General features: G+C 66.5%; 18 protein-coding genes. 13 read left to right on the top strand and 5 right to left on the bottom strand.

What is annotated here, in order from left to right; translation table 11 throughout:
- Positions 1-15: 15 nt before the first annotated feature.
- Positions 16-744: a TetR/AcrR family transcriptional regulator gene (locus E1N52_RS25275; RefSeq protein ID WP_133185518.1), complete on the bottom strand. Its 729-nt coding sequence runs from the start codon at positions 742-744 to the stop codon at positions 16-18.
- Positions 745-841: 97 nt separating this feature from the next.
- On the opposite strand from E1N52_RS25275, the gene E1N52_RS25270 reads away from it, so the two are divergent.
- Together E1N52_RS25270 and E1N52_RS25265 are read left to right on the top strand one after the other, a co-directional pair.
- Complete coding sequence (locus tag E1N52_RS25270; RefSeq protein WP_133185516.1) at positions 842-2407, top strand: MDR family MFS transporter; 1566 nt, start codon at positions 842-844, stop codon at positions 2405-2407.
- A gap of 269 nt (positions 2408-2676) precedes the next feature.
- Positions 2677-3981 (top strand): MFS family transporter, encoded by a 1305-nt coding sequence (locus tag E1N52_RS25265; protein ID WP_133185514.1) that lies wholly within the window; start codon positions 2677-2679, stop codon positions 3979-3981.
- A gap of 18 nt (positions 3982-3999) precedes the next feature.
- On the opposite strand, the gene E1N52_RS25260 is transcribed toward E1N52_RS25265, so the two are convergent.
- The gene (locus E1N52_RS25260) at positions 4000-5418 is read right to left on the bottom strand and encodes an aminotransferase-like domain-containing protein (RefSeq protein ID WP_133185513.1); all 1419 of its coding nucleotides are present in this window, start codon (positions 5416-5418) and stop codon (positions 4000-4002) included.
- A 120-nt stretch (positions 5419-5538) separates the two neighbouring features.
- On the opposite strand from E1N52_RS25260, the gene E1N52_RS25255 reads away from it, so the two are divergent.
- The 4 genes from E1N52_RS25255 (at position 5539) to kch (ending at position 9281) form a co-directional block, all read left to right on the top strand.
- Complete coding sequence (locus E1N52_RS25255; protein ID WP_133185511.1) at positions 5539-6462, top strand: DMT family transporter; 924 nt, start codon at positions 5539-5541, stop codon at positions 6460-6462.
- 96 nt (positions 6463-6558) lie between these two features.
- Positions 6559-7095 (top strand): GNAT family N-acetyltransferase, encoded by a 537-nt coding sequence (locus E1N52_RS25250; RefSeq protein WP_133185510.1) that lies wholly within the window; start codon positions 6559-6561, stop codon positions 7093-7095.
- 123 nt (positions 7096-7218) lie between these two features.
- The gene (locus E1N52_RS25245) at positions 7219-8103 is read left to right on the top strand and encodes a mechanosensitive ion channel family protein (RefSeq protein WP_133185508.1); all 885 of its coding nucleotides are present in this window, start codon (positions 7219-7221) and stop codon (positions 8101-8103) included.
- Positions 8100-9281: a voltage-gated potassium channel protein gene (gene kch / locus E1N52_RS25240; RefSeq protein ID WP_133185506.1), complete on the top strand. Its 1182-nt coding sequence runs from the start codon at positions 8100-8102 to the stop codon at positions 9279-9281. The genes E1N52_RS25245 and kch overlap by 4 nt, the downstream gene beginning before the upstream one ends.
- 21 nt (positions 9282-9302) lie before the next feature.
- Here kch and E1N52_RS25235 read toward each other — a convergent pair whose 3' ends face one another.
- A complete protein-coding gene (locus E1N52_RS25235) occupies positions 9303-9881 on the bottom strand; it encodes a putative glycolipid-binding domain-containing protein (protein ID WP_133185504.1) in 579 nt (192 codons plus the stop codon).
- Positions 9882-10077: 196 nt separating this feature from the next.
- Between E1N52_RS25235 and E1N52_RS25230 the strand changes: the two genes are divergently transcribed.
- The 7 genes from E1N52_RS25230 to E1N52_RS25205 all read left to right on the top strand — a co-directional run bounded on the left by E1N52_RS25230 (position 10078) and on the right by E1N52_RS25205 (position 15921).
- Complete coding sequence (locus E1N52_RS25230; protein ID WP_133185502.1) at positions 10078-11016, top strand: urea transporter; 939 nt, start codon at positions 10078-10080, stop codon at positions 11014-11016.
- A 10-nt stretch (positions 11017-11026) separates the two neighbouring features.
- Positions 11027-11803, top strand: a complete 777-nt coding sequence (locus tag E1N52_RS25225) for a class II aldolase/adducin family protein (protein ID WP_133185501.1) — start codon at positions 11027-11029, stop codon at positions 11801-11803.
- A gap of 44 nt (positions 11804-11847) precedes the next feature.
- Complete coding sequence (locus E1N52_RS25220; RefSeq protein ID WP_028205614.1) at positions 11848-12036, top strand: 4-oxalocrotonate tautomerase; 189 nt, start codon at positions 11848-11850, stop codon at positions 12034-12036.
- A gap of 407 nt (positions 12037-12443) precedes the next feature.
- Positions 12444-13883, top strand: a complete 1440-nt coding sequence (locus E1N52_RS25215) for a cytochrome ubiquinol oxidase subunit I (protein WP_133185499.1) — start codon at positions 12444-12446, stop codon at positions 13881-13883.
- Positions 13884-13920: 37 nt separating this feature from the next.
- Positions 13921-14925 carry a cytochrome d ubiquinol oxidase subunit II gene (gene cydB / locus E1N52_RS25210; RefSeq protein ID WP_133185497.1) on the top strand — a complete coding sequence of 335 codons (1005 nt, stop codon included), beginning with the start codon at positions 13921-13923 and terminating at the stop codon, positions 14923-14925.
- A complete protein-coding gene (locus tag E1N52_RS44185) occupies positions 14900-15055 on the top strand; it encodes a hypothetical protein (protein WP_165979443.1) in 156 nt (51 codons plus the stop codon). The genes cydB and E1N52_RS44185 overlap by 26 nt, the downstream gene beginning before the upstream one ends.
- 86 nt (positions 15056-15141) lie before the next feature.
- Positions 15142-15921, top strand: a complete 780-nt coding sequence (locus tag E1N52_RS25205) for a hypothetical protein (RefSeq protein WP_133185495.1) — start codon at positions 15142-15144, stop codon at positions 15919-15921.
- 7 nt (positions 15922-15928) lie between these two features.
- On the opposite strand, the gene E1N52_RS25200 is transcribed toward E1N52_RS25205, so the two are convergent.
- Entirely contained in the window at positions 15929-16633 is a 705-nt protein-coding gene (locus tag E1N52_RS25200; protein ID WP_246089213.1) for a methyltransferase family protein, read from the bottom strand.
- Between the two features lie 50 nt (positions 16634-16683).
- Positions 16684-17550, bottom strand: a complete 867-nt coding sequence (locus tag E1N52_RS25195; protein WP_133185493.1) for an arylamine N-acetyltransferase family protein — start codon at positions 17548-17550, stop codon at positions 16684-16686.
- Positions 17551-17771: the final 221 nt, after the last annotated feature.

The following is a 17771-nucleotide window of genomic DNA, read 5'->3' as shown; positions in this document are numbered from 1 at the left end:
GTCGCACGCTGACGACTAATCCGTATCAATGCCCGTATCGGCGCGCGCGTCCACGCGCCGGGGCCCCACGCCCTCGGTGATGAGCGCGACCGCATGACGCACGATCGCGTCGACGCCGACGTGAGGCCGGTGCGCGTCGCCGCGCCACATCTGGCTGGTGGCGAGCGGCAGGAGCGTCAGGCCCATCAGCGACTGGAACAGCAGCGAAGGCTCCAGCGCCGCGTTGAGCCGGCCCTCGCGCTGCCAGCGCGCAATTGCCGTGTGGGCCTTTTCCTGGTGCTCGCGGCCGAGGCGCTCGAGCATGCGCTGGCGCAGCACGCCGCCCTCGCTGATGACGTCGCGCACCCACAGCGGCGGAAACCACGGATTGCGCTGCCCCAGCGCCACGAAGCGCTGCACGAGCGCAGTGAGCGCCGCCACGGGATCGTCGGGATGCTCCGCGAAGGTGTCGCCAAGCGCCTCGCGCAGCGGAATGAAACGCTCGTCGATCAGCACGTCGATCAGCTGATCGCGGGTCTTGAAGTAGTAGTGGACCATCGCCGGCGTCACGCCCGCCTCGCGGGCGATGGCGGCAAGCGACGTGTCGAGGATGCCCTGACGCGCGAACAGCACAAGTGCAGCGTCGATCAGACGCGCCCGCTGCTCCGCCCCGCCCACGCCGCCACTCGGCCGGCCGGGACGGCGCGCGGCGGCCCGGCCTGGCGTGCCGCTGGCGTTGTCGAGGGAAGGTTCTGGCGCGTTCATAGGTGTCTTATCCGGTAACAAAATGAATTTTGACCAACTGGAATAATTGTCCTAATATTAACCTCCGAATTAATTAATTTCAAGATAGACGGACACGATGAAACCCAGCACGAAACACCCTGTGCCCGCTACGGCGGGGGTTGGCGCTCACGCGAATGCAGCGGTGCTGGCGTCGGGCCCGGCTGCCGATACCGGCGGCCATCCGCCGATCCGGCTGCTGTTTCCGGCGCTCCTGCTCGTCATGCTGCTGGCCGCGCTCGACCAGACCATCGTCTCGACGGCGCTGCCCACCATCGTCGGCGAGCTGGGCGGGCTCGACCGGCTCTCGTGGGTCGTCACGGCCTACCTGCTCACCTCGACGATCGTCGTGCCGCTCTACGGCAAGTTCGGCGACCTGTTCGGGCGCAAGATCGTGCTGCAGGCCGCCATCGTGATCTTCCTGATCGGCTCGGCGCTTTGCGGCGTAGCCCAGAACATGGAGCAGCTCATCGCGCTCCGTGCCCTGCAGGGCATCGGCGGCGGCGGCCTGATGGTCGTGACGATGGCCGCCATCGGCGACGTGATTCCGCCCGCGCAGCGCGGCAAGTATCAGGGCATGTTCGGCGGCGTGTTCGGCATCGCCACGGTGATCGGGCCGCTGCTTGGCGGCTTTCTCGTCGAGCATCTGTCGTGGCGCTGGATTTTCTACATCAATCTGCCGCTCGGCGCGATCGCGCTCGTGGTGATCGGCGCGGTGTTCAAGCCGCGCGCCGCGCACGTGAAGCACGTGATCGACTACATGGGCGCGGGCTGGCTCGCCGCTGCCCTCACCTGCCTGATCCTTTTCACGAGCGAGGGCGGCTCGCTCCTGCCGTGGACGTCGCCCACGCTCTGGCTCACGCTGCTGCTCGGCATCGTCGCTGTCGCGGGCTTCATCCACGAGGAAAAGCACGCCGCCGAGCCCATCATCCCGCTCGAACTCTTTCGCCAGCGCACCTTCGTGCTCGCGAGCCTGATCGGCTTCATTGTGGGCGTGTCGCTGTTCGGCTCGGTCACGTTCCTGCCGCTCTATCTGCAGGTGGTGAAGGGCTCGACGCCCTCGCAGGCCGGCATGCAGATGCTGCCGATGATGGGCGGCGTGCTCGTGATGTCGATCATCACGGGCCGCATCATCAGCAAGATCGGCAAGTACCGCATATTCCCGATCGTGGGCACCGCGCTCGTGGCCGTGGCGATGATGCTGCTCGCGCGCCTGCAGATCGGCACGCCCATCCACCTCATGTATCTCTACATGGGTCTGCTCGGCTGTGGACTCGGCATGGTGATGCAGGTGCTGATCCTCGCCGTGCAGAACGCCGTGGAGTTTCGCCACATGGGCGTGGCCACGTCGGGCGCGACGCTGTTCCGCTCGATTGGCGGCTCAGTGGGCGTGGCCGCGTTCGGCGCGGTGTTCTCGCATGGGCTGAACGCACGGCTCGAAAAGGTGCTTACCGCCGACGTGCAACTGCCGCAGCCGCTCACGCCCGACGTGATCCACCATTTGCCGCCCACGCTGCACGCGCAGTATCTCGATGCGTTCGCCGGTGCACTGCACACGGTTTATCTCTCGGCGGCGGTCGTGGTGGTGCTCTCGTTCGCGCTGTCGTGGCTGCTGCGTGACGTGCCGCTGCGCAAGCAGCATTGAGCGCGTTTCCCTTGCTTTCCCTTCAAGCCAGCGCTTCCCCGCTGGCTTTTTTTCTGCCTCGCGAACCGGTGTCACTTCGGCCTGAAGGGGCTTGAAGGGGCCTGATCCGACCCGTTCGCACAGTTATTACATTTTCCACACAAGTAATTACAGTTAGCTAAAATCGCGGGCATCGCGCACCGGGACCCGGCGGCGCACGTTCCAACTCTCGCGACGGCTGCTTGACGGCCGCTCGCCAAAAAACACACAAACCAGGAGAAGACCCGCCCATGGACGTCCAGACCAACCAAGCCACGCTATCCGCGCAAGACACGAGGCGACGCGTATTCGCCATCGTCGGCGCCTCGTCGGGCAATCTCGTCGAGTGGTTCGACTTCTATATCTACTCGTTCTGCGCGCTGTATTTCGCACCCGCGTTCTTCCCGAGCGGCAACACCACCACGCAGTTGCTCAACACCGCCGGCGTGTTCGCCGCGGGCTTCCTCATGCGCCCCATCGGCGGCTGGCTGTTCGGCCGCATCGCCGACCGCCACGGCCGCCGCACCGCGATGATGATCTCGGTGCTCATGATGTGCGGCGGCTCGCTCGTGATCGCCATGCTGCCCACCTACGCACAGATCGGCGCGTTCGCCCCGTTCCTGCTGCTGGTCGCGCGACTCTTCCAGGGGCTTTCGGTCGGCGGTGAGTACGGCACGAGCGCGACCTATATGAGCGAGGTCGCGCTCAAGGGCCGGCGCGGCTTCTTCGCGTCGTTCCAGTACGTCACGCTGATCGGCGGCCAGCTCTGTGCGCTCCTCGTGCTCGTGATCCTGCAGCAAACGCTCTCGACCGAAGAACTGAAGGCCTGGGGCTGGCGCGTTCCGTTCGTGGTCGGCGCATTCGCCGCGCTGATCTCGCTCTATCTGCGCAAATCGCTCGATGAAACCTCGACGAGCGAGTCGCGCCACAAGCGCGACGCGGGCACGATTCGCGGCGTGTGGCAGCACAAGGGCGCGTTCTTGACCGTCGTGGGCTTCACGGCAGGCGGCTCGCTGATCTTCTACACGTTCACGACCTATATGCAGAAGTACCTCGTGAACACGGCCGGCATGCACGCGAAAACCGCGAGCAACGTCATGACCTGCGCGCTCTTCGTCTACATGCTGATGCAGCCGGTGTTCGGCGCGCTTTCCGACAAGATCGGCCGCCGCACGTCGATGATCCTGTTCGGCGCTTTCGCAGTCATCGGCACGGTGCCGCTCATGCATGCGCTCAAGGACGTGGCGAGCCCCGTGGCCGCATTCGCGCTGATCACGGTGGCGCTCGCGATCGTCAGCTTCTACACGTCGATCAGCGGCCTCATCAAGGCGGAGATGTTCCCGCCCGAAGTGCGTGCGATGGGCGTGGGCCTCTCGTACGCGGTAGCGAACGCGCTGTTTGGCGGCTCCGCCGAATACGTCGCGCTGTGGTTCAAGGCCGCCGGCAGCGAGTCCACGTTCTACTGGTACGTGACCGCGCTGTGCGCGATTTCGCTGATCGTCTCGTGGCGCATGCGCGATCCGTCGAAGGAAGGCTATCTGCGTCACGAACCGTGATGCTCGGGCGCAGCCGCTTCATGCCGGCTGCGCCACCCGCTCCATCGCACGCTGCAATGTTTCGTAGACCTTCGGACGATTGCACTGCGAAACATTGAAACGCAGGAAATCGCCCGCGCTGCGCGACACGCTGAACACGTTGCCCGGCGCGAGCACCACGCCTTCCGCCAGCGCCTCGCGCGCGATCTGCGCCGCGTCGAGTCCGTCCGGCAATTGCGCCCAGACGAATAGACCCGCCTGCGGCCGCGTCCATGCGGTCAGGCCCAGCGCCGAAAGCCGCCGCAGCGTTTCGCCCATGGCGTCGGCGAGCTTCGCGCGCAAGCCGTCCAGGTGCCGCCGATAGGTGCCGTCCACGAGCAGGCGGTGCACGAGTTCCGCCACCATCTCCCCGTTGCCGAACGAGACCGCGAGCTTGAGATCCACGAGCGGCTCGATCCAGTCGGCACGCGCCGCGATGAAACCGCAGCGCGCCGCCGCCGACATCGTCTTCGAGAAGCTGCCGATCGTCACGACGCGCGCGAGCCCGTCGAAAGCCGCGAGGCGCGGCGCGGGCTCGATCTCGAAGTCGGCGAAGATATCGTCCTCGACGATCAGGAGGTCGTGTTCCTCCGCGAGCTTGAGCAGGCGATGTGCAACGGCGGGCGCGAGCGTCGCGCCCGTGGGGTTGTGGACCGCCGAGTTCGTCACGTAAAGGCGCGGCCGCGATTCGGCCAGCGTGCGCTCGAACGCGGCAAGATCCGGGCCCGTCGGCGTGTACGGCACACCAACCACGCGCACGCGGTGCGCGCGCAGCAGGGCCTGGAAATTGAAGTAGCACGGGTCGTCCACGAGCACGGTGTCGCCCGGCTCCAGCAGGAAGCGGCACAGCAGGTCGAGCGCCTGGGTACCGCCGTCGGCCAGCAAGATCTGCTCGGGCGCAGCCTCCACGCCGTGCTGGCCGAGCCGCCATGCCAGCTGCTGGCGCAGCGCCGGCAGACCAAACGGCGACGCGTAATCGGTGAGCGGCGCGCGCGGGTCGCGTGCGAGGGCACGCAGCGCGCGCCGCACGGCGTCCTGCGGCAGCCACGAGGCGGGCAGCCAGCCGCAGCCGGGCCGCAGCGCGTCGGCCTCGGTCTGCAGCGACTGGCGCGTGAGCCAGAGCGGATCGATCTCGCGGTCGAGCTGCGGCCCGAGCGCGGCGAGCGCGAGCGGCGGTGCGTGACCGGCCACGAAAAATCCCGCGCCGCGCCGCGCGACGAGCACGCCTTCGGCGACGAGGCGCTCGTAGGCCTCCACTACCGTCGAATTCGACACGCCAAGCTGCTCGCTCATCGCCCGGATGGACGGCACGCGCGCGCCGGCGGCCAACGCCCGCGCGGCAATGCGCTCGCGCAGCGCCTGCATCACCTGCTCGACGCGCGTCATCGGCAGGGCTTGCGTCCTCGCTCTGTCTTTCATCTGTACTGCTCCGTGTTCAATACAGTTTGAACAAATTGTACTGATCTGTAGCTTACCTTCGCGCGGCGCGGCGCGCATCATCAGCGGATCGATCACCGAAGCTTCCCCTTGCCAAAGCTCATGCGCAAAACGCTCGACTCCACCACCGACGGCTGGCTCTGCGGTCTCGCAGGCGTCCTCATCTTCAGCGGATCGCTGCCCGCCACGCGGCTCGCCGTGCTCGGCTTCGCCCCCGTGTTCCTCACCAGCGTGCGTGCGACCATCGCGGGCATGCTCAGCGTGCTGCTGCTTCTTGTGCTGCGCGCCGCACGGCCCGCGCGCGCCGAGGTCTGGCCGCTCGTCATCGTCGCGCTTGGCGTGGTGGTGGGCTTTCCGCTCCTCACCGCGCTCGCGCTCCAGCACGTGAGTTCGGCGCACGCCATCGTGTTCGTCGGCTTGCTGCCGCTCGCCACGGCCGTGTTCGGCGTGTTGCGTGCGGGCGAGCGCCCGCAGCCGGCCTTCTGGATCTTTTCCGCGGCGGGGAGCGCCGCCGTGGTGGCATTCGCGCTGCGCCACGGCATCGACGCCTCGCCGCTCGGCGACGCGCTCATGCTCGGCGCGATCATCGTGTGCGGGCTCGGCTATGCGGAAGGCGCACGGCTCTCGCGGCGCCTGGGCGGCTGGCAGGTGATCTGCTGGGCGCTCGTGATCTCGCTGCCCGTGATGGCGCCGCTCGCATGGTGGCTGCGGCCCGCGTCGTTCGCCGCGGTGGGCGCGGCCTCGTGGTGGGGGCTCGCCTATGTGTCGCTTTTCAGCATGCTGATCGGCTTCGTGTTCTGGTATCGCGGGCTCGCGCTCGGCGGCATTGCGGGTGTTGGGCAGTTGCAGTTGCTGCAGCCGTTCTTCGGCTTCGTGCTCGCGGCGCTCCTGCTGCACGAGTCCGTGCCGCCGGCGATGATCGCCGTCACCGCCGTGGTGATCGCGTGCGTGGCAGGTGCGCGGCGTTTCGGGCGCGCGAGCGGCGCTTCCTCTGTCGCGAATCGCGCGGGCACGCAGCGCGTCTAGGTCAGGATTTTTGGCGCGCTTCAAAAGCGCGCCTGCGCGAGGCATAGTAAGGAACGCAAACCTCCTTCCCATTTGCCTTCGCGCCTCGATCCAACGATGAACCCACACTCCGACGCGCACGTGCGCGACGCCACTGCCGACGACTTCCCCACCATCGCGGCGATCTACGCGCACCACGTGCTGCACGGTACGGCGTCGTTCGAGGAGACGCCGCCCTCGCTCGACGAACTCCTGCGCCGCCACGCCGCCGTGCGCGAACACGGCCTGCCCTGGCTCGTCGCCGAGATCGACGGTCGCGTGGCCGGCTACTGCTACGCCACGCCCTACCGGCCGCGCCCCGCATACCGCTTTACGGTCGAAGACTCGATCTATATCGACGAGGCGTTTCGGGGCCGCGGACTCGGCCACACGCTGCTCAACGCGCTGATCGAGCGCTGCGAGGCAGGCCCATGGCGGCAGATGATCGCCGTGGTCGCCGACCCGCGCGGCGGCTCGCTCAAACTGCACGAGCGCCTGGGCTTCGCACTGACCGGCACGCTGTACGGCGTAGGCTTCAAGCACGGCGAGTGGCGCGACACCGCGCTCATGCAGCGCACGCTCGGGCCGGGCGCGGATACGCCGCCCAAGAGCTGACGCGCGGCGCTCAAACGCATTGCGGCACGCCACGCGTGTGCCGCAAGCGAAACGCCGCTCGTACAATACGTCCTTTCGCAACGGAGCCAGACCCAAGGCTCCGAAGACAAGGACTGATTCGCCATGCAACCCCTCCTCGAACATCTGCACCCGTCCAACTGGGGCTTCCTGTGGGACGCGCTCTCCGCGCTCGCGCTGCGCCTGTGCGCGGCCTTCGCGATCCTCTGGTTCGGCTGGTGGCTCTCCCGGCGCGTGGGCAACTGGATCAAGCGGCGAGGCGGCGGCATCGATCCCACGCTGCGCCCCATCGTGCGCGACACCGCCGTGTGGGGCGTGCGCCTCGTCGCCGTAATCGGCGCGCTTTCGCAAATCGGCATCCAGACCGCCAGCATCGTCGCGGTGCTCGGCGCGGCCGGTCTCGCCATCGGCCTCGCGCTGCAAGGCACGCTGCAGAACATTGCGGCCGGCATCATGCTGTTGCTGCTGCGGCCGTTCAAGGTGGGCGACTATATCGACGGCAGCGCCGGCGCGAGCGTTGCGGGCACCGTCGAGGAAGTGAACCTCTTCACCACGCGCCTCACGAAACCCGACGGCATCTGCGAATACGTGCCGAACAGCGCGCTGTGGAGCAATTCGATCCGCAACTACAGCCGCAATCCCACACGCCGGCTCGACCTCGAAGTGGAAGTGTCGGTGCGCGACGACGTGAACCGCGCCATCGACGCGCTGCGCACGCTCGCCGCCGCCGATCCGCGCGTACTGGCCTCGCCCGCGCCTCAAGTGATGGTGGCACGCTTCGACGACAGCACCGCCGTGCTCAACGTGCGCGTGTGGTCGAACATCGACACGTTCTGGGAGATGCGCTGGGAGCTTTCGCGCAAGGTGCGCCAGGCGCTCAATGACGCGCACTGCTCGCTGCCCCTGCGCACGCGCGAACTGCACATCGTGCAGACGCAACCGGGAGAACCCGAGCAACCGGCGCAATCGACTCAACAAGCGCAGCAATGAACGCGTACGCGCGCCGCCTGCGCGGCTACGCCAGAGGGCTCGTGCCGCACGGCTATCTGGCCTTGCTGCTGGTGATCGACGGCCTGCTGCTGGTGCGCCCGGTCGCCCAGAAGGCGCTCGAACACGCGCGCGGCAACTGGTTCGACGACTGGATCACGCTCATCAACGCGTTCGGCGTGCTCGCGCTGCCCCAGGCGCTCGTTGCAACCGGCCTCACGATGATGTCGTTCGGCATCGCGTTGCGCGCGCGCGTGGCATGGGTGCTTTCACTGGTGCTGCTCGCCGGCGCGACCAGCATCTGCCTGTGGGGCGACTATCGCAGCAACGCGCTCGCCGGCTTCTCGCTCGCGCTGGCCTGTGCGCTCATCTACTACTGGCGCCGCTTCGATCGCGCGAGCGTCGCCGTCGGCTCGTTGTTCGCATTCCTGAGCATTGGCTCGTTGATCGTCTATGCGGTGTTCGGCTCGCTGTATCTCGGCGAAGATTTCGACCCGCCTATCCGCAACCTCGTCACGGCGTTCTACTTCTCGATCGTGTCGATGTCCACGGTCGGCTACGGCGACATCGTGCCGCGCTCGGACACCGCGCGGCTCTTTACGGCCTCTATCATCGTGCTCGGCATCACCGTGTTCGCGACGTCGATCAGCGCTGTAATCGGGCCCGTGATCGGCGGCCATTTGAAACGCATCGTGAAGGGAGGCATTTCCAACGTGACCCGCAAGAACCACTATCTGATCGTCGGCGCGTCGCCGCTCGCGCATAGCGTGTACGCGGGGCTCCTCAAGCGCGGCTACGCGGCAACCGTGATCGTCGCGCCGAATACGCCGCACAATTATCCGCAGGAGGCCGATCTCATCATCGGCGATGCGAGCGACACCGCCACGCTGCACAACGCGGGCGCCGAAACCGCGCTCGCCGCGCTCGCGCTGCGCTCGGACGACGCCGAGAACGCCTTCGTGATTCTCGCGATCAAGGAGATCGCGCCGAAGGTGCGCACCGTGGCGCTCGTCAACGACAGCCGCAACCTGCAACGGCTGCGTCTCTTGCAGCCGGATATGGTGTTTTCACCGCAACTGCTCGCGGGCGAACTGCTCGCACGCACGCTCAACAACGAAACCATCGACAACACGCTGATCGAACAGTTGCTGTTCGGCAAAAGCGCAGGCGGCGCGGCGTAAGCATCTTGTCGACGCGTTCTATCAGTCCGGCGGCGGCAGACGCCGGAACAGCGTCGGATAGTCGATCACGAGCCCATCTTCGTCCACACGCAGGTTCGCCGTGAAGTCGCGAAAGATGCCCTCGTAGCGATACTCGCGGTCGCGCTCGATGCACACATAGGCCTGCTCGACAGGCTTGGGCTCCAGTTCGGGCGCGGCGATGTACACCACACGGATCGGCTGGCGCTCGCCGCGCGCAAGGCCCAGACGCCGGATCGGCAGCGTGTTCGTGTACGGCGTCGCGGCGATGTCGATGTCGATGCAGCCGTCGAGCGCTTCCAGTGCGCGCCCCTCGCCGTCGGTCCAGTGGCCCTTGCCGTCGCTCTGGAGCACGAGCGAGCCGCCGCCCATCACGCGAAACGCCGCCCAGCGCACCCGCCAGTGCGCATCGCACTCGATGGCGTAGCACAGGCCATAGGACTTGCCGTAGCGTTCGCCGATGACCACGCTTTCCGCGCGGATCGTGTCGCCTTTTTCGCCAAACTTCGGGGCGCAATGCGCATCGAACGCCAGATGCTCGATACCCTCGCCCGTCTCGGATGCCCAACGCACTTCACGCATCGTTCGCCTCCCACGCAGACTGTCTCTGGATAATCACGATAACCGCCGTGCCCATATCGTAACGCGGCGGCAAATAGCGACTATCAACACACGCGCATGCGCCAGGCGGTCTGCATCGCCTATGCTCCCATTCTGGCCGGCCGTGCGCCTCGCACCTGGGCCGCACTCGCCCGTACCCGCACACCACGCCTTCGCCATGTCCGCCCGATTTTCCGCCGCTTCCGGCGCCACTGCCGATACCGCCGCCGTTGGCGCGCTTTTGCGCAGCCTCGGCCAGATCGTGCTGCAAGCACACGCGGGAACGGGCGCGTGCCTGCTCGCGGCGCTCGCGCTCACCGACTGGCGGCTGGCTTTCGCCGCCCTGCTCGGCGCCGCTGCGGCCAACGTCTGCGCGGTCGTGGCGGGCCATGCAGAAACGGCGATCCGCGACGGCCTCGCAGGCTACAACGGCGCGCTCGCCGCGCTCGCGGCGTTCACCTTCGTCGGCGATGCGGGCACGGCGGCCGCGCTTGCGCTCATCGCGGGCGGCGCGAGCGCGTGGATCGCCGGGCCGCTGAACCGCCGCCTCGCCCGCGCCCGGCTCGGCCTGTATTCCGCGCCCTGCCTCATCGCGACCTGGATCTGGCTGCCGCTGCATCCCGGCAGCGCCCCCATCGCCAGCGCGATTGCCGCGGCGCCGCCGGCCCCGCACGGCGCACCGCTCGCCGCCGCCGCACACGCCGCCGCCGGCGTGCTGAGCGGCCTCGCGCAAACCACCTTTGCCTCGGGCGCGGCGGCGGGCCTATGCGTGCTCGCGGGCCTCGCCTGGTCGTCGCGGCGCGCAGCCGCCTACGCGCTCGGCGGTGCGGCGCTCGCGAGCGCGCTCGAACTCGCGTGCGGCGCAAGCCCGGACGCCTTCGGCGCGGGCCTCGCCGGCTTCAACGGCGCGCTTGCTGCGCTCGCGGTCTGCGCGCTCGGCACACGCGCCGCGATCTGTGCGACCATGCTCGCCGCAGCCCTGCATCTGGCCGCCGTACGCTGCGGACTGCCCGCGTTGACGGCGCCGTTCGTGCTGGCAAGCTGGAGCGTGCACGCGGCCGCGCGATGCCTGCGTCCTGCGTCATCCACGCCGTCTGAAGAGTCCATCGTCCGCTGAAGGAATCGCCATGTCTTTCGCCCATCGCCCGGCGAGCACCTGCGCCGAGACCGCGCCGCGCTCCGCCGCCGAGCAGCAACTACGCGTCGATCTCGCCGCCGCTTACCGCCTCATCGCACTCAACGGCTGGGACGACCTCATCTACACGCACGTCTCCGCCGCCATACCGGGCGAGGCGGGCCGCTTCCTCATCAATCCGTTCGGCCTCGCCTTCGACGAAGTGCGCGCCTCGAATCTCGTGAAGATCGACACCGAAGGCCGTATCGTCGGCGCAAGCGAGCATCCCGTGAATGCCACCGGCTTCGCGCTGCACGCGGCCGTCCATCTCGCGCGGCCCGACGCCGTGTGCGTGATGCATCTGCACAATACGGCGGGCATTGCGGTGTCGATCCAGCGCGACGGCCTCTTGCCCGCTTCGCAGCACGCATTGCGTTTTTACGGCCAGCTCGCCTGGCACGACTACGAAGGCCTCGCCTTCACGCCCGCCGAAGGCACGCGCCTCACGGCAAGTCTCGGCGCGCACCCGGCCATGCTGCTGCGCAATCACGGCACGCTCACCACCGGCCGCACGGTGGCCGAAGCCTATGTGCTGATGGCGACGCTCATCAAGGCCTGCGAAATCCAGCTGCAGGCGCAGGCCGGCGGCGTGCCGCTCGTCGTGCCGCCGCCCGGGGTCGCCGAACGCACGGCCGAGCAGTTGCGCGATGGCGGCGCGATCGAAGGCGTGCTCGAATGGCCGGCGCTGCTGCGTAAGCTCGATCGCATCGATTCGTCATACCGCGACTGATCGCGCCCATTCCATCGCTTCACTCACTTTTCAAGGAGACCCGCATGCCGACATTCCACATCGAAATGTTCGAAGGCCGCAGCGTCGAACAAAAACGCCAGCTCGCCGCCGCGTTGACCGAGACCACGTGCAAGGTGCTCGGCGTCGAGCCGCAATCCGTCGACATCATCTTTCACGACGTGAAGCCGGAAAACTGGGCGACGGCCGGCAAGCTGTGGAGCGATCCACGCTGACGCCATTTCCATCGTATTCCTGAGCTTTTCCGCCTGGCGTCGCACATACCGATCGTGCCGCCGGGCGCGCCTGATTTCTCCCCCGCACGATTCCCTACGCCGCACGCCGAGGCACATTGCCGCACCCCATGCGGCAGCGCGGTGTATTGACGCAGCGCGACACCCTTCGCCCGTCCCCTCTGCACAACGAGTGTTTAATCTAAATTGATCTGTATCAATGCGTTAGCGCATGTTTTCGTCTCATTGATATTGACGAGTGCGACACGCTGGCGCACGTCGCACCGCAGCAAAACTGCCGCCGTTCCCCTACGCTTACGTCCATCGCACGAGAAGCGCAGCGCCCCCACTGCCACACCGTGCGACGTTTCTTCCGCGCTTTCTCCGGTAAGCAAGCAACAGGCACGCACATGCACACGTCACTTTCCGCCTTCGACCTGGCCCGGCTGCAGTTCGCCTTCACCGTCTCGTTTCATATCGTCTTTCCGGCGCTCTCCATTGGCCTCGCGAGCTTCATCGCCGTGCTCGAAGCCTGCTGGCTTAAAACGCGCCAACCGTTCTACAAGGACCTCTGTCTCTTCTGGTCGAAGGTCTTCGCCGTGGCCTTCGGCATGGGCGTCGTGTCCGGCGTCGTCATGAGCTATGAGTTCGGCACCAACTGGTCGGGCTTTTCGTCGTTCGCGGGCCCCATCACCGGACCGCTGCTGATGTACGAGGTCATGACCGCGTTCTTTCTCGAAGCGGGCTTCCTCGGCATCATGCTGTTCGGCTGGAACCGCGTGAGCCCGCGCGCCCACTTCGGCGCGACGCTGATGGTCGCCATCGGCACGCTCATCTCCACGTTCTGGATCCTCGCCTCGAATAGCTGGATGCAGACGCCGCAAGGCTTCAAGATCGTCGATGGCCACGTCGTGCCGGTGGACTGGTTCAAGATCATCTTCAATCCGTCGTTCCCGTATCGTCTCGCGCACATGGCGATCGCCGCGTTCATCGTGGCCGCGCTCGTGGTGGCCGCGAGCGGCGCGTGGCATCTGCTCAAGGGGCGGCGCGACCCCGCCATCAAGAAGATGTTTTCGATGGCGCTCGGCCTGCTGCTCGTGCTCGCGCCGGTGCAAGCCTTCGTGGGCGATGCGCACGGCCTGAATACGCGCGAATATCAGCCCGCCAAGATCGCCGCGATCGAAGGCATCTGGGACACGGAACACGGCGGCACCGCGCTCAATCTGTTCGGCATTCCCGACATGAAGGCCGAAACGACGCGCTACGCCGTTTCCATTCCGCACCTGGGCAGCCTGATCCTCACGCATAGCTGGGACGGCGAGATCAAGGGACTCAAGTCCTTCCCCGCCGACGAGCGGCCCTATTCGCCGCTGCTGTTCTGGAGCTTCCGCGTTATGGTCGGCTTAGGCATCCTGATGATTGTGCTCGGCGTGACCGGCTGGGTGCTGCGCCGCCGCGGCACGCTCTACGATTCGCGCTGGTTCCAGCGCTTCGCGCTCGCCATGGGACCGACGGGCTTCATCACGCTGCTCGCGGGCTGGGTCACGACCGAAGCCGGCCGTCAGCCCTGGGTGGTCTACGGCGTGATGCGCACGGCGCAAGCGGTGTCGCCGCTCACGGCGCAACAGGTGGGCGTTTCGCTGATGGCCTTCGTGGCGGTGTACTTCCTCGTGTTCGGCACGGGCATTTACTACCTGCTCAAGCTTCTGCGCAAAGGTCCCGCACTGCCCGACCCGAAGCCGCATGCGCCTCACGAGCCACGTGAACCGCGCGTCGCCCACCCTGCGCTCGCTGTGAGTCAGACCGCACGCCGCCCCATGTCCGCCGCCGATCAGCTGATCGACGCCTGAGGCTCCCCGCATTCATCGTTACGAGGCTAGCAAGCAAATGGATGTCACCGTCATCTGGGCCGCGATCATCGCGCTCGGCGTTCTTCTCTACGTGGTACTGGACGGCTTCGATCTCGGCATCGGCATCGTGTTTCCGCTCTTTCCCGACGAGGATGAGCGCGATCTCATGATGAACACGGTCGCCCCCGTGTGGGACGGCAACGAGACCTGGCTCGTGCTCGGCGGCGCGGGGCTCTTCGCCGTATTCCCCGTGGTGTACTCGACCGTGCTTTCCGCGCTCTACCTGCCGCTCGTGTTCATGCTCGCGTGCCTGATCTTCCGCGGCGTCTCGTTCGAGATTCGCGCCAAGGCCAATCGCACGAAGCATTTGTGGGACCTCGCGTTCATTGGCGGCTCGACGGGCGCGGCATTCTTCCAGGGCATCGCGCTCGGCGCGTTCCTGCAAGGCATTCCGATGGACGGCGGCCAGTTCGCCGGCGACGCCTTCGGATGGCTCACGCCCTTCAGCCTGCTCTCCGGTTTCGGGCTCGTCGCGACCTACGCGTTGCTCGGCTCCTGCTGGCTCGTTGCGAAGACCGAGGGCGACCTGCAGCGCCGCCTGCACAAGCTCGTCTGGCCGCTCACGGTCATGCTGCTCGGCTTCATCGCGCTCGTGAGCCTGTGGACGCCGCTGCAGGACCCGGCCATCGCCGAACGCTGGTTCCGTTCGGGCCTCTTCTGGCGTCTCGCACCGGTGCCGCTGCTCGTGCTCGCCTGCGCCGCGTGGATGCGCTGGGCCGTGCATGCGCGCCATCACAAGACGCCCTTCATCGCAGCCATCGGGCTCGTGCTGCTCGGCTATGCGGGCCTGCTCGTGAGCCTGTGGCCGTACGCGATTCCGCAGGGCCTCACGCTGTGGGAAGCCGCCGCGCCGCGCGAGAGCCAGATGTTCACGCTCGCGGGCGCAGCGTTCATTCTGCCGATCATCCTCGCGTACACGATGCTCAGCTACTGGGTCTTTAGAGGCAAGGTGCGTCATGGCGACACCCATCACTACCACTAACACTGTGCGCCGCGCGCTGCCCGGCTGGCTCTGGTTCGTACTCCTCTGGTGTGGGGGCGTGGGCGCAGCCGTCTCGCTCGGGTTCGCGTTCAAGGTCTTCATGAACCTCACGCTGTTCGCCGTGAAGTGAGTTGCACGAGCGGAGTCGCACGAGCGCCCTCGATTTCACGGCGCCGCGTTAGACTGTAGGCTCTCTGTTACCCGTGCGAAAACCTCATGCAACAGATGACCTTCATGGAATGCGTCAAGCGCGCATGGGCGAGCGCCTGGCAGGCCGCCGTGCAAATGCCGGTTCTCCTTGCGGGGACGTTTGTGATCTACGCGGCGCTCGGCTGGTTCGGGCTCGCCGGGCGCCCCGTGCCGGCCGAAGGCGCGGCGCCTTCCGCCGGGCTCATTTTGCTCGGCAATCTCGCCTCGCTCCTGAATTCGCTTCTCTACCTCTGGTTCACGCTCAAGATCTCGCGCTTCGTGCTGCTAGGGGAGCGCAGCGCGCCGCTCATGCCGGCCGGCGCCAAGCCGTTCCTGCGTATTTTTGCGGTCGGCCTCATTCTGGCGGTCGCGCTCGGCGCATTCGCGCTGTTGCTGTGGGTCGTGCTGCGTCCTCAGTACCAGGGCGGCGCCGCGTTCCTCTTTCTGGTGGTCATTGCGATCTGGATGTTCGTGGCGGTGCGCCTCTCGCTGCTCTTTCCGGCGCTCGCCGTCGGCAGCAAGATCGCCTTCAGCGCCGCATGGCGCGACAGCCGCGGACACTTCTGGAGCCTTTTTGGTGTCACCTTCGTCGCCGCGCTGCCCATTGCGGTGTGCGGTCTGATCGTGCTGATCGGCATGGGTCTCGCGGGCGTCACGCCTGAAATCGTGCGGCAGCCGGGATGGCTCACCGCGCTCGCCATTGGTCAGAGCATCGGCAATATCGTGTTTGCGCTGCTCACCACCACGGCGCTCGCCTGGCTTTATCGGCGTTACGCGCAAGCCCTGACTTCGCCTTCCACGAGCTAATCTCGCGCTACCAGATGCCCGGCACGAAGCGATAACGCACGCGCGCCAGATACTCGCGGTAGCCGGGCAGATTCTCCGCCAGCGTTTGCTCTTCGCGCACCGCGCGATAGCCGATCCCCACGACCATCACAGGCACGCAAGCGAGCCCCCACCACGAACCGAGCATGAGCGGCGTGCCGACGAGAAAGAGCAGCGCGAAGCCATACATCGGGTGACGCACGTACGCGTACGGGCCGGTATCGCTGACCGTATGTCCGCGTTCGCTCTGAATCTTCACCACGGGCGCCGCAAAACGGTTCGCCGCGAAGACGGCGCGCGTCGCGTAAATATCGACGAAGATGAAGATGGCGCCGAGCACGCTGAGCCATAGCGGCACGCGCGACCAGCCCATGCGCACGGCGTCGATTCCCATCAGGCACAGCCATGCGCAAAAACCCACCGAAACGCACAGCATGAACACGCGGTCCCACGGCTGCTGCGTGCGCTGCGCGAACGGCGCGAGCCGCTCGACAAGGAGGCCCGGATCTTCGCGCCCGAGCCACAGGCCGATCCACACGCCGCACAACGCCCACTCGATGAGCCAGAGCCACGCCGCCGTCCACGCCAGCGTGCCCGCCGAAACGAACAACAGCACGCCCATCAATCCGAACCAGACCACGACTTGCACGAACAGCTTCGCCATTAGCGCTTTCGTCATTTTCAGCTCAGTCATGATGCCCTCCTTGCGCGGGGCCCAGCGTCGCGTCGTACGCTGACTCGCGTCTACTGTTGCGCGCTGTGCGACATCATGCGCGCATAGAGTGCGTCGGCGTCGATACGCTGCGCCGCTTCGCCGCGCGAGAGATCGATGCCAAAGCGCTCGCGCAGACACTGCGCGAGTTCCTCTCCATTGGCGAGCGTACGCTCCTCGCTCACCTGGCCTTGTGCGTCGCGCTCGGTAAAGCGCTCGTTGAACAGGATCGCGCGCCCGCCTTCGCGCGCGATGCACGCGATCAGGCTGAACGTAAAGAACGATTCGGGCGACGCCGACGTGTACCAGTTCGCCACTTCGTAATCGACCCACTCCGCCGGCGTCAATTCGAAGCGATAGAGATCGAACCACTTCTCGCCATCGTGCAATTGCAGCTTGCGCTCGTTCGCCGACAGAGTCACGAGCCGCGCCGGTTCGTGCGGTGTCGGCTGTTCCGCATCGGTCGAGAACGAGAGCGGCGCGCGCAGCGTCGCGGCACCGAAGCCCCCGTCGACGAGCCACGTGTCGCCCCCCGCCTCCACGCGCAGCAGCATATGTGTGCGCGGCGTGCGCGCGTCGGGTTCACGCCCGTACAGCACACGTGCGGCGAGCGGGGTCACCGTAAAGCCCAGTTGCATGAGCACATGCGCGAGCAAGGTGTTGTGCTCGAAGCAGTAGCCGCCGCGGCGCTGCGTCACGAGCTTCGCGACGATGTCCGGCAGCTTGATCGACACGTGCCGTCCCGCCAGCGGATCGAGATTCTCGAACGGAATGGCAAGCGGGTGCAGACGCTGCAGCTCGCGCAGCACGGCGAGGGTCGCTGCGCGCGGACCGTCGTAGCCGATGCGGGCGAAGTACGCGTCGAGATCGAGTTCGTAGCCTGGGGAAATGTCGGTCATGGAGCCAGCTTGTTTTGAAGTTTGAGCGGCGAAACGTGCGTTCACACACGTGATGATAAGCGACTTCATTCGCCTGACTAATTCATCCAAAACTAACTATCTGTAATGTGCAAACACGCGAACGACAGCACTTCGTAAGGATACTGCTGACGCGGCGTAAAACAGTTGAGAATCATTCTCGTTTTTGTTGACGCTCGCATTCGCTATTAGTACGATGGCGC

The organism is Paraburkholderia guartelaensis (genome assembly GCF_004353905.1).
In the GTDB taxonomy this organism is placed as follows: Bacteria; Pseudomonadota; Gammaproteobacteria; order Burkholderiales; family Burkholderiaceae; genus Paraburkholderia; species Paraburkholderia guartelaensis.
Note: the sequence above shows the minus strand (reverse complement) of the source record. Positions and strands in the feature narration are given on the sequence as shown.

What these genes read in the sequence shown, in the direction of transcription:
- E1N52_RS25275 (WP_133185518.1), bottom strand. Translation starts at nt 744, where the DNA reads ATGAACGCGCCAGAACCTTCCCTCGACAACGCCAGCGGCACGCCAGGC.
- E1N52_RS25270 (WP_133185516.1), top strand. Translation starts at nt 842, where the DNA reads ATGAAACCCAGCACGAAACACCCTGTGCCCGCTACGGCGGGGGTTGGC.
- E1N52_RS25265 (WP_133185514.1), top strand. Translation starts at nt 2,677, where the DNA reads ATGGACGTCCAGACCAACCAAGCCACGCTATCCGCGCAAGACACGAGG.
- E1N52_RS25260 (WP_133185513.1), bottom strand. Translation starts at nt 5,418, where the DNA reads ATGAAAGACAGAGCGAGGACGCAAGCCCTGCCGATGACGCGCGTCGAG.
- E1N52_RS25255 (WP_133185511.1), top strand. Translation starts at nt 5,539, where the DNA reads ATGCGCAAAACGCTCGACTCCACCACCGACGGCTGGCTCTGCGGTCTC.
- E1N52_RS25250 (WP_133185510.1), top strand. Translation starts at nt 6,559, where the DNA reads ATGAACCCACACTCCGACGCGCACGTGCGCGACGCCACTGCCGACGAC.
- E1N52_RS25245 (WP_133185508.1), top strand. Translation starts at nt 7,219, where the DNA reads ATGCAACCCCTCCTCGAACATCTGCACCCGTCCAACTGGGGCTTCCTG.
- kch (WP_133185506.1), top strand. Translation starts at nt 8,100, where the DNA reads ATGAACGCGTACGCGCGCCGCCTGCGCGGCTACGCCAGAGGGCTCGTG.
- E1N52_RS25235 (WP_133185504.1), bottom strand. Translation starts at nt 9,881, where the DNA reads ATGCGTGAAGTGCGTTGGGCATCCGAGACGGGCGAGGGTATCGAGCAT.
- E1N52_RS25230 (WP_133185502.1), top strand. Translation starts at nt 10,078, where the DNA reads ATGTCCGCCCGATTTTCCGCCGCTTCCGGCGCCACTGCCGATACCGCC.
- E1N52_RS25225 (WP_133185501.1), top strand. Translation starts at nt 11,027, where the DNA reads ATGTCTTTCGCCCATCGCCCGGCGAGCACCTGCGCCGAGACCGCGCCG.
- E1N52_RS25220 (WP_028205614.1), top strand. Translation starts at nt 11,848, where the DNA reads ATGCCGACATTCCACATCGAAATGTTCGAAGGCCGCAGCGTCGAACAA.
- E1N52_RS25215 (WP_133185499.1), top strand. Translation starts at nt 12,444, where the DNA reads ATGCACACGTCACTTTCCGCCTTCGACCTGGCCCGGCTGCAGTTCGCC.
- cydB (WP_133185497.1), top strand. Translation starts at nt 13,921, where the DNA reads ATGGATGTCACCGTCATCTGGGCCGCGATCATCGCGCTCGGCGTTCTT.
- E1N52_RS44185 (WP_165979443.1), top strand. Translation starts at nt 14,900, where the DNA reads ATGGCGACACCCATCACTACCACTAACACTGTGCGCCGCGCGCTGCCC.
- E1N52_RS25205 (WP_133185495.1), top strand. Translation starts at nt 15,142, where the DNA reads ATGCAACAGATGACCTTCATGGAATGCGTCAAGCGCGCATGGGCGAGC.
- E1N52_RS25200 (WP_246089213.1), bottom strand. Translation starts at nt 16,633, where the DNA reads ATGACTGAGCTGAAAATGACGAAAGCGCTAATGGCGAAGCTGTTCGTG.
- E1N52_RS25195 (WP_133185493.1), bottom strand. Translation starts at nt 17,550, where the DNA reads ATGACCGACATTTCCCCAGGCTACGAACTCGATCTCGACGCGTACTTC.